At 64.4% G+C, this 9,116-nt stretch carries 8 protein-coding genes; 5 read left to right on the top strand and 3 right to left on the bottom strand.

Features of this window, described 5'->3' with window-relative positions; genetic code table 11:
• A partial coding sequence (locus tag AC5RT4_RS05950; protein ID WP_494105141.1) for a transketolase-like TK C-terminal-containing protein occupies positions 1–857 on the top strand: 857 nt, incomplete at its 5' end.
• 56 nt (positions 858–913) lie between these two features.
• Here the strand turns inward: AC5RT4_RS05950 and AC5RT4_RS05945 are convergent.
• Together AC5RT4_RS05945 and AC5RT4_RS05940 are read right to left on the bottom strand one after the other, a co-directional pair.
• Positions 914–1,567, bottom strand: a complete 654-nt coding sequence (locus AC5RT4_RS05945) for a uracil-DNA glycosylase (RefSeq protein ID WP_494041422.1) — start codon at positions 1,565–1,567, stop codon at positions 914–916.
• A gap of 38 nt (positions 1,568–1,605) precedes the next feature.
• Positions 1,606–2,586, bottom strand: a complete 981-nt coding sequence (locus AC5RT4_RS05940; RefSeq protein WP_494041421.1) for an aldo/keto reductase — start codon at positions 2,584–2,586, stop codon at positions 1,606–1,608.
• A 223-nt stretch (positions 2,587–2,809) separates the two neighbouring features.
• Between AC5RT4_RS05940 and AC5RT4_RS05935 the strand changes: the two genes are divergently transcribed.
• From AC5RT4_RS05935 to xdhC, 3 genes are read left to right on the top strand one after another with little or no spacing between them, the layout of a single operon-like run.
• Positions 2,810–4,306 carry a xanthine dehydrogenase small subunit gene (locus tag AC5RT4_RS05935; protein WP_494041420.1) on the top strand — a complete coding sequence of 499 codons (1,497 nt, stop codon included), beginning with the start codon at positions 2,810–2,812 and terminating at the stop codon, positions 4,304–4,306.
• Entirely contained in the window at positions 4,303–6,690 is a 2,388-nt protein-coding gene (gene xdhB / locus AC5RT4_RS05930) for a xanthine dehydrogenase molybdopterin binding subunit (RefSeq protein ID WP_494041419.1), read from the top strand. Before AC5RT4_RS05935 ends, xdhB begins: the two co-directional genes overlap by 4 nt.
• Before the next feature lies 1 nt (position 6,691).
• Complete coding sequence (gene xdhC / locus AC5RT4_RS05925) at positions 6,692–7,498, top strand: xanthine dehydrogenase accessory protein XdhC (RefSeq protein ID WP_494041418.1); 807 nt, start codon at positions 6,692–6,694, stop codon at positions 7,496–7,498.
• Positions 7,499–7,525: 27 nt separating this feature from the next.
• Here the strand turns inward: xdhC and AC5RT4_RS05920 are convergent, their stop codons facing one another.
• Positions 7,526–7,705: a hypothetical protein gene (locus tag AC5RT4_RS05920; RefSeq protein ID WP_494041417.1), complete on the bottom strand. Its 180-nt coding sequence runs from the start codon at positions 7,703–7,705 to the stop codon at positions 7,526–7,528.
• Positions 7,706–8,072: 367 nt separating this feature from the next.
• Here AC5RT4_RS05920 and pucL point away from each other — a divergent pair, with 367 nt between their 5' ends.
• Complete coding sequence (gene pucL, locus AC5RT4_RS05915; protein ID WP_494041416.1) at positions 8,073–8,981, top strand: factor-independent urate hydroxylase; 909 nt, start codon at positions 8,073–8,075, stop codon at positions 8,979–8,981.
• The last annotated feature ends 135 nt before the right edge of the window (positions 8,982–9,116 follow it).

The raw sequence follows: 9,116 nt of genomic DNA, 5'->3' as shown, positions 1-9,116 counted from the left end.
ACCAAATGACCCGCGGGTTCATCATCGGCGCCACCGCAGGACGGACCACCCTCACCGGCGAAGGCCTCCAGCACGCCGACGGCCACTCCCCCCTCCTTGCCTCCACCAACCCCGCCGTGGTCACCTACGACCCCGCCTACGGCTACGAAATGGGCCACATCATCCGTCACGGCCTCGAACGCATGTACGGGCCGGAATCAGATGACCGGAACCTGATGTACTACCTCACGGTCTACAACGAACCCATCACCCAGCCGGCCGAACCCGAAGAACTCGACGTCGAAGGTGTCCTCAAGGGCATCTACCTGCTCAACCCGGCGAAAGCCGAAGGACTGAGGCAAGATAGTCCCCGGACCCAGATCCTCGCCTCCGGCGTCTCCGTGCCCTGGGCCATGGAAGCCCAGCAGCTCCTGGCCGATGACTGGGGCGTCTCCGCAGACGTCTGGTCCGTGACCTCCTGGAACGAACTGCGCCGCGACGGCATGGCGGCCGAAGAAGAAGCCTTCCTCAACCCCGGCCAGCCCGCCCGCGTCCCCTTCGTCACCAAACAACTCGAAGGCGCCACCGGACCCGTCGTCGCCGTCTCGGACTACATGAAAGCCGTCCCGGACCAGATCCGCCAATTCGTCCCCAACGAATTCGCCACCCTCGGCGCCGACGGCTTCGGCTTCTCCGACACCCGCGCCGCAGCCCGCCGCTTCTTCAAAAACGACATCCACTCCATCGTGGTGAAAGCCCTGCAGATGCTCGCGGCAAGGGGCGAAGTGGAGGAGGGTGCACCGCAGTACGCGATGGACCGCTACAAGCTCCTGGACGTGAACGCCGGCACTACCGGCGGGGCGGGCGGCGACGCCTGACCTGCAGCGCCGCGCGGCGGGCAGGGCCGGCCCCCGGGCTTTGGTTGCGCGAAGGGCTACCGGCCCTCCAGTCCGGCTTCCAGCAGCTCCTCAAGTCCCCGCTTGAAGCCGGAGCGTCCGCCATGGGACGGGTGCCGCACCTTCGGCGCGCTATAGCCGCTGGAAAGCAGGGCGCGGTGTGCCACGTTGCCCACTGCCACCACGGTTTTGATGCCGAAGAGTTCTGTCAGCGCCTGCCGGAACGGGATTCCCAGCCTGGCCTCGACTGTCCGGGGCGTGCGGTTGGACTGGGGGTCCCCTGGCACATGGGTATGGAAGGGGCAGGCGCTCCAGAGCAGTGGAAGGAACTTCAGTTCCGCCAGGACCTCCCACATCACCGTTGCGGTAGGCTCCGCCGCCACTCCGGCAGCCTCCGGAGGCAGTGTGTAGCCCTTGCCCGGCCCGAACACGCCGAAACTGTTGGCCGGCCCCTGAAGCATTGTGCGGTTGGTGAAGGGGATCCCGGTGATCCTCATGCCGCGAAAACCCGGCGCCTCGCCGAGGAGCAGCACCCTTGGGGAACACTCCAGCATCTCCTGGAGGTAAAGCTCCAGGTTGCGCCGGCGCTGGGCATTAGCAGGTTCCCGGTGGTCAAGGAAGTTGTTGAGCCCGGGTCCTGACGGAACAATGGACAGCCGCTCCACAAAGGTGCTGACGGAAGTTGCCACCATTCGCCCTCCCATTTCCCGTCAGGAATAAGCCCTGCGGGTTACCAGCGCGGGTGGATGGCCTCGCGGAAGTAGTGGTCGTAGATCCAGCGGACTCCACTGTCGAAGTCTTCACCAACAGCGATACCGGCGGCAGCGGCGTTGGCCGTCGCCTGCTCTATGTTGCGCGCGCCGGGAATCACGGTGGTAACGCCGTCCTGAGCGGCAATCCAGGCGATGGCGGCCTGTGCCGTGGTGGCGCCGGCAGGGACCAGTTGCTGGAACTCTGCCACGGCCTTCAGCCCGAGTTCGTAGTCCACCCCGGAGAACGTCTCGCCGACGTCGAAAGAGTCACCATTGCGGTTGTAGTTCCGGTGGTCGTTTTCCGCGAAGGTAGTCTCCTTGGTGTACTTGCCGGAGAGCAGACCCGAAGCGAGCGGGACACGGGCGATGATGCCCACGTTCGCCGCCTTCGCGGCGGGAAGCACCTCGTCGAGTGGCTTGAGGCGGAACGCGTTCAGGATGATCTGCACGGAGGAGGTGCCTTCGTGGCGGATCGCTTCCATTGCCTCATCCGTGCGCTCAACACTGACGCCGTAGTTGCGGATGGCGCCTTCTGACACCAGGGTGTCCAGGGCGTCGTAGACTTCGCTGCTGCTGAAAATTGGGGTGGGCGGGCAGTGCAGCTGGACCAGGTCCAGCGTGTCCGTTCCCAGGTTCTTCCGCGAGCGGTCCACCCACTGCCGGAAGTTGGCCAGGCTGTAATTTTCCGGCTGCTGGTCCACGCGCCGGCCCATCTTGGTGGCCACCGTGATGTCCAGCCCGGGGTTATCCGCGAGGAACTTCCCGATGGCCTGCTCGCTCTTGCCGTCACCGTAAACGTCGGCGGTGTCAAAGAAGTTCACTCCCGCCTCGACCGACGCCGCCAAAATGGCTTGGGCCTGTGCCGGATCGACGGCGCCCCAGTCCCCGCCGAGCTGCCAGGTACCCAGTCCTACAGTGGACACGTTCCGTCCGGTCTTGCCTAAAATCCGCTGTTCCATCCCATGACTATATGGCGTGGAAACCCCAACACATGAAGTCGGCGTTGATCCATCTGCGGAAATCCCCCGCCGCCGGCGCTTTGTGGAAAAACGCTTTCCGGCGGCGTGTGTAAGCTTAATCACATCGGACAGGTGACGGGCATTCCGGCGGGGCCGCTGGCTCGCTGCCCGGAATCGGAGGTCTGCTTGGCGTGGAGGGCTGGTTCGTACGGGAGCGAGAAGCATGGACGGAATGAAGATAGTCGTCAATGGGCAGGCCCGCGATTGCAGTGGCACCAGTCCTCATACCAGGCTTCTTGATTGGCTGAGGGGAGAAGGCCTCACAGGCGCGAAGGAGGGTTGCGCCGAGGGAGAGTGCGGTGCCTGTGCGGTCCTGGTGGTGCGCCCGGATGGGCCCGGTCACAGCCGCTGGACATCCGTTAACGCGTGCCTGCCCCCTGCCCTTGCGTTCGACGGCCAAGAGATCATCACTGCTGAAGGTCTGGCCGGGACCGCCACTGGGCAGAACAAGGAAGGTCTCCATCCTGTCCAGCGCCAGATGGCAGACCGGGGCGGGTCCCAGTGCGGATACTGCACCCCCGGCTTCATTTGCTCCATGGCTGCCGAGTACTACCGCCCGGACCGGAGCCCCGCCGAGGCAACCAAAGGGACCGGCACTGACCTCGTTGGTGAAGAGCACGCCACTGACCACGAATGCGGTCCAAACGGTTTTGACCTGCATGCGCTCAGCGGAAACCTCTGCCGCTGTACCGGCTACAGGCCCATCAGGGATGCGGCCTACGCGCTCGGGCAGCCCCCCGAAGCAGATCTGTTGCGCACCCGGCAAAACCTGCCTGCGCCGCCGGCCATGCACACCCGAACAGACGGAGGGGCGCGGTTCCTGCGCCCCCGGACCCTTAACGAGGCGCTGCAAACGCTGCGCGAGAACTCCGGCGCGACGGTGGTGGCAGGTGCAACCGACCTTGGAGTTGAAATAAATCTTCGGCACGCCAGGCCTCCCCTGGTCCTCGCCATTGACCGCTTGGAAGAGCTGCGGCAGCTGACGCTCGGCTCCGGCCACATCGAGATCGGGGCTGCCCTGACGCTTTCGGAGGTTGAGCGCGGCCTCGGCGGTCGTGTACCCCTCCTGGGCCAGCTGTTTCCACAGTTCGCTTCCCGTTTGATCCGCAATGCAGCTACCTTCGGCGGGAACCTCTCCACCGGCTCCCCCATCGGCGACACCGCACCGGTACTCCTCGCACTGGATGCAACGGTTGTCCTGTCCTCGGCGGAGGAGGAACGTGAAGTGCCGCTCTCGGAGTTTTACACCGGGTACCGGCAGAGTGTCAGGAGGCCGGATGAGTTGCTCCTCGCAGTCCGGATACCCTTGCCGCTGGCTGAAAACACCGCGTTTTATAAAGTCGCCAAGCGGCGCTTTGATGACATCTCCAGCGTGTCAGTCGCCATTGCGCTGCAGGTTGTTGATGGCGTCGTGGCATCGGTCCGGATCGGGCTCGGCGGCGTGGCAGCCACGCCGATCCGGGCATTCGCAACCGAAGAGGCGCTGTCCGGCCAGCCGTGGACCCCTGGCACGGTGGCCCGGGCAGCTGCAGTAATGGCGGGTGAGGGAACACCTATCGATGACATGCGCGCGAGTGCCCTCTACCGCTCGGCCATGTTGGGGCAGGCCCTGCTGCGGTTCCAGGCAGGGAACGCTTCGGCACTGGAGGAGGCACGGTGAAGTCCTTGGCAGACCGTCCCGTCAACCCTGTTGTTGGGGTCGCGGTTTCCCATGAGAGCGCTGCGGCGCATGTAACCGGGACCGCCCTCTACACCGATGACCTTGCAGTCCACACCCGGAATGTCCTGCACGCGTGGCCCGTCCAGGCACCCCACGCCCACGCGCGGATCCTGGCCATGCAGACCCAGGAGGCACTTGAGGTTCCCGGCGTCGTGAAGGTCCTCACGGCGTCGGACGTTCCGGGCGTCAACGATGCCGGCGCCAAAAACGACGAACCGCTCTTCCCCAGCGAAGTCATGTTCTACGGCCACGCCGTGTGCTGGGTCCTCGCCGAAACACTGGAGGCGGCACGGCTGGGGGCGGAGGCAGTCAAAGTCGACTACGAACCCCTGCCGTCCCTCATGACGCTGTCCGAAGCCATGGAAGCCGGAAGCTTCCAGGGCCACCAGCCCACCATCTCCCGCGGGGATCCGGCGCAGGCCCTGGAAAGCTCCCTCCACCGGTTCACGGGCGAGTTCGAGTTCAGCGGCCAGGAGCACTTCTACCTTGAAACCCATGCGTCCTTTGCGCACATCGACGACGGCGGGCAGGTCTTTGTGCAGTCCAGCACCCAGCATCCCTCCGAGACACAGGAAATCGTGGCGCACGTGCTGGGCCTGCATAACCATGAGGTAACTGTGCAGTGCCTTCGGATGGGCGGAGGCTTCGGTGGCAAAGAGATGCAGCCGCACGGATTCGCGGCAGTCGCGGCGCTGGGTGCCATCCTGACCGGACGCCCCGTCCGCCTCCGCCTCAACCGGACCCAGGACATCACCATGACCGGCAAGCGCCATCCATTCCACGCGCGCTGGGAAGCAGGATTCGGCCCGGACGGCCGCCTCCAGGCACTCAAAGCCACCCTCACCAGCGACGGAGGCTGGAGCCTGGACCTCTCGGAGCCCGTTCTGGCGAGGGCGCTGTGCCATATTGACAACGCGTACTACATCCCCAACATCGAGGTCCACGGGCGCGTCGCCAGGACGAACAAAACATCCCAGACAGCCTTCCGCGGGTTCGGCGGCCCGCAGGGGATGCTCGTGATCGAGGACCTGCTGGGCCGCTGCGCACCCCTGCTGGGCCTGGATCCGGCCGAGCTTCGCCGCCGCAACTTTTACCAGCCCGGGCAGACTACACCCTACGGGCAGCCGGTGCGCCACGCGGAACGGCTGCTGGCCGTCTGGGACACGCTGCTGGACCGCGCTGACGTGGAACGGCGGCGGGCGGATATCACCGTATTCAATGCAGCTCACCCCGCCACCAGACGGGCGCTGGCGATAACACCCGTGAAGTTCGGCATCTCCTTCAACCTCACTGCGTTCAACCAGGCCGGCGCATTGGTCCATGTGTATAAGGACGGGTCCGTGCTCATCAACCACGGTGGCACCGAGATGGGGCAGGGCCTGCACACCAAGATGCGCCAGGTAGCGGCCACCGCACTGGGTGTGCCCCTCTCGTTCATCCGGCTCGCTCCTACCCGCACCGACAAAGTCCCCAACACCTCGGCCACGGCCGCAAGCTCGGGCGCGGACCTCAATGGCGGGGCAGTGAAGAACGCCTGCGAACAGATAAGTGCCCGGCTGGCTGACGTGGCAGCCAGGAGGCTCAACATCCACCCGGACGATGTACGGTTCGACGACGGAAAGGTAACGGGCATCGGGTTCCACGACCGCTGGCTCAGCTTCGCCGAAGTGGTCCACGACGCCTACTTCCAGCGCGTCCAGCTATGGGCAGCAGGGTACTACCGGACCGAGGGACTGCACTGGGACAGCGCCCGGATGCAGGGTGAGCCTTTCAAATACTTCAGCTACGGGGCAGCGGTAACTGAAGTGGAGGTGGACCGTTTCACCGGCACCTACCGCCAGTTGCGCGCTGACATCGTGCATGACGTCGGCGACAGCCTCTCGCCAATGATCGACGTTGGCCAGATTGAAGGCGGCTTTGTGCAGGGCGCGGGGTGGTTGACCCTTGAGGACCTGCGGTGGGATGTATCCGACGGCGCGACGCGGGGACGGCTGGCCACCGCATCAGCCAGCACCTATAAACTGCCGAGCTTCTCCGAAATGCCGGAGCAATTCAATGTCCACCTCTTCGAACGTGCCACTGAAAGCGGCGTCGTCTACGGTTCCAAAGCCGTAGGTGAGCCTCCGCTCATGCTGGCAATCAGCGTTCGCGAGGCACTCCGCGCCGCTGTCGCAGCCTTCGGCCCGCCTGGCAGCTCGGTAGCGCTGGGCAGCCCCGCAACCCCGGAAGAAGTGTTTTGGGCGCTCGAACGGATAACCGCTCCGTTCCATGACACACCCGACGGCGACGCCCTCCGGCCGCCGGTCCCGACGTCAGCGCTGTGACATGGACTGGTTGGAAGCCCTGCAGTACTTGAGGACCGCAAGCCTGCCTGGGGTCCTGGCCACGGTGTCCGAAGTGCGTGGCCACGCACCCCGGGAGGCGGGCGCCAAAATGGTTGTCGGGGCAGACTCCACCTGGGGCAGCATCGGCGGAGGCAATCTCGAGGCAACGGTGGTGGATCAAGCCCGCGACATGATGGCCCGGGGTATCTCCGCGCCCCAAAACGCCGAGTTCTCGCTTAGTGAGCATGCCCCCGCGCAGCACGGCCGGCAGTGCTGCGGAGGAAAAGTCCGGGTGCTGCTGGAGCCCTTCCTGTCCCTTCCCACCGTGGCGGTCTTCGGCGTGGGGCATGTGGGATATGAACTCGGCCGCATCCTGTCACGGATGCCAATGACCCTGTATCTGGTGGACAGCCGCGGGGAGCAGCTCGACGCCGACCGGCTGGCGGACGTGGCTTCTGGTGTCGCGGACGTGCGTGCCGTGCACACACCGGTTCCGGATTCGTTCCTTCGGGAGCTGCCCGCCGGCGCCCACGTATTCATCATGAGCCACGACCACTCCGAGGACTTCCTTCTGTGTGATGCGGCCCTGCGCCGCGGAGACCTGGGAAGCGTGGGGCTGATCGGCTCACGGGCCAAGTGGCTTCGCTTCCGGCAAAAGCTGGGGGCGGAAGGTTTTACTGATGCAGAGATTGACCGGATCCAATGCCCGATCGGCTTACCAGATATACCGGGCAAGCACCCGGCTGTCATTGCTGTGAGCGCGGCGGCGGCGCTGCTGCGCGGGCTTCCTTCAGCCCAGCGACGGTAGGCAGCACAAGGAGCAGGATCCGCGCAATTACATGGAGCGCGGGCGCCCGAAGACAGGCAGGCCGCGCAGCCAGTTCGAGAAGCCCCGGCCCCGCCGGTCGCAGTCAGCCGGAATATGAAAGTCCGGGTCCGTGCCTCCATATGGGTGGTACAACTCCTGGCCAACCGCCGGAAACTCCATCGAGCCGTTCTTGTCCTGCAGGTCCATCTCGCCCTCCTTCATGCTGTCGTTTCATATTATGGAAAATACTTATCGTTCAGTGGAAAGCGTAGAACGCTCAAGCTATGCCGTCAAGGGTGCGCGCCCGCCGGCTGAAGGCGGCCCAGGCTTGCCCGCAGTCACAAACCGAATTTTGAACCTGTGATGTACACCACCGGATTCCGGAGGTACGCTGGTTGTCAATTCGTGGCGCAGGTCACGTAACCTGGGAGCAGCAGGCAGGGTCGTAATGAGCTGACATCTATTGATGTCGGCTCTTTTTTGTGGGCCGACGGTACAAGAAACGTGCGGGAAACGCGCGCTTAATTTCTATGCGGGACTGTGGTCCCACATACCTGAAGTTGGGAATCTGACCATGAGCAGCAAAATCATCCTCGGCGAAAACCAGTACGGAAAGGCCGAAGTCCGGGTCGTCAAGATCACCCGCGACAGCGACCGCCACGAAATCGAAGACCTCAACGTCACCTCGCAGCTGCGTGGTGATTTTTCGGCCGCACACCTCGAGGGCGACAACGCCCACGTGGTGGCCACCGACACCCAGAAGAACACCATCTATGCTTTCGCCCGCGACGGTGTCGGTTCCCCCGAGGCGTTCCTGCTTCGGCTCGGCGAGCACTTCACCTCCAGCTTCGACTGGGTGACCGGCGGCCGCTGGGAGGCCGAGTCCTACAGCTGGGACCGAATCCAGGCCCACGGCGCCGGGCATGACCACTCCTTCGTGCGCAACGGCCAGGAAGTCCGCACAGCCGTCCTGGTCCGCGACGGCGCCACCACCCACCTGATCTCCGGACTCAAGGACCTGACCGTCCTGAAGTCCACCCAGTCCGGCTTCGTGGGCTACCCGAAGGACAGGTACACCACCCTGCAGGAGACCACCGACCGCATCCTGGCCACCGACGTCTCGGCACGCTGGCGCTTCAAGACCGGAACCGACTTCAGCGCGATGGACTTCAACAAGAGCTACGAGGACGTCAGGGGACTCTTGCTCGAAGGCTTCACCGAGAAGTACTCCCACGCCCTGCAGCAAACCCTGTTTGACATGGGCACCAAAGTATTGGAGGCCCACAGCGAGATCGACGAGATCAAGTTCTCCATGCCCAACAAGCACCACTTCCTCGTGGACCTCTCACCCTTCGGCCTCGACAACCCCAATGAGGTCTTCTACGCGGCGGACCGTCCCTACGGCCTGATCGAGGCTACCGTCCAGCGGGAAGACGCAGCCGCAGCTCCCGCTGCCTGGTCCGGCATCGCCGGCTTCTGCTAAAGCTCAAGCGCCACCCGTTACACCGCCCGGAGTTTTTACCACCTCGACAAAAGCTCCGGGCTTTCATCCAAGCCTTTCAGCAACACACCGTTAGCCAGACAACGTTAGCCAGACGAAGACGTCTGCCATGAACCA

This window comes from Arthrobacter sp. sptzw42 (genome assembly GCF_059089685.1).
Note: the sequence above shows the minus strand (reverse complement) of the source record. Positions and strands in the feature narration are given on the sequence as shown.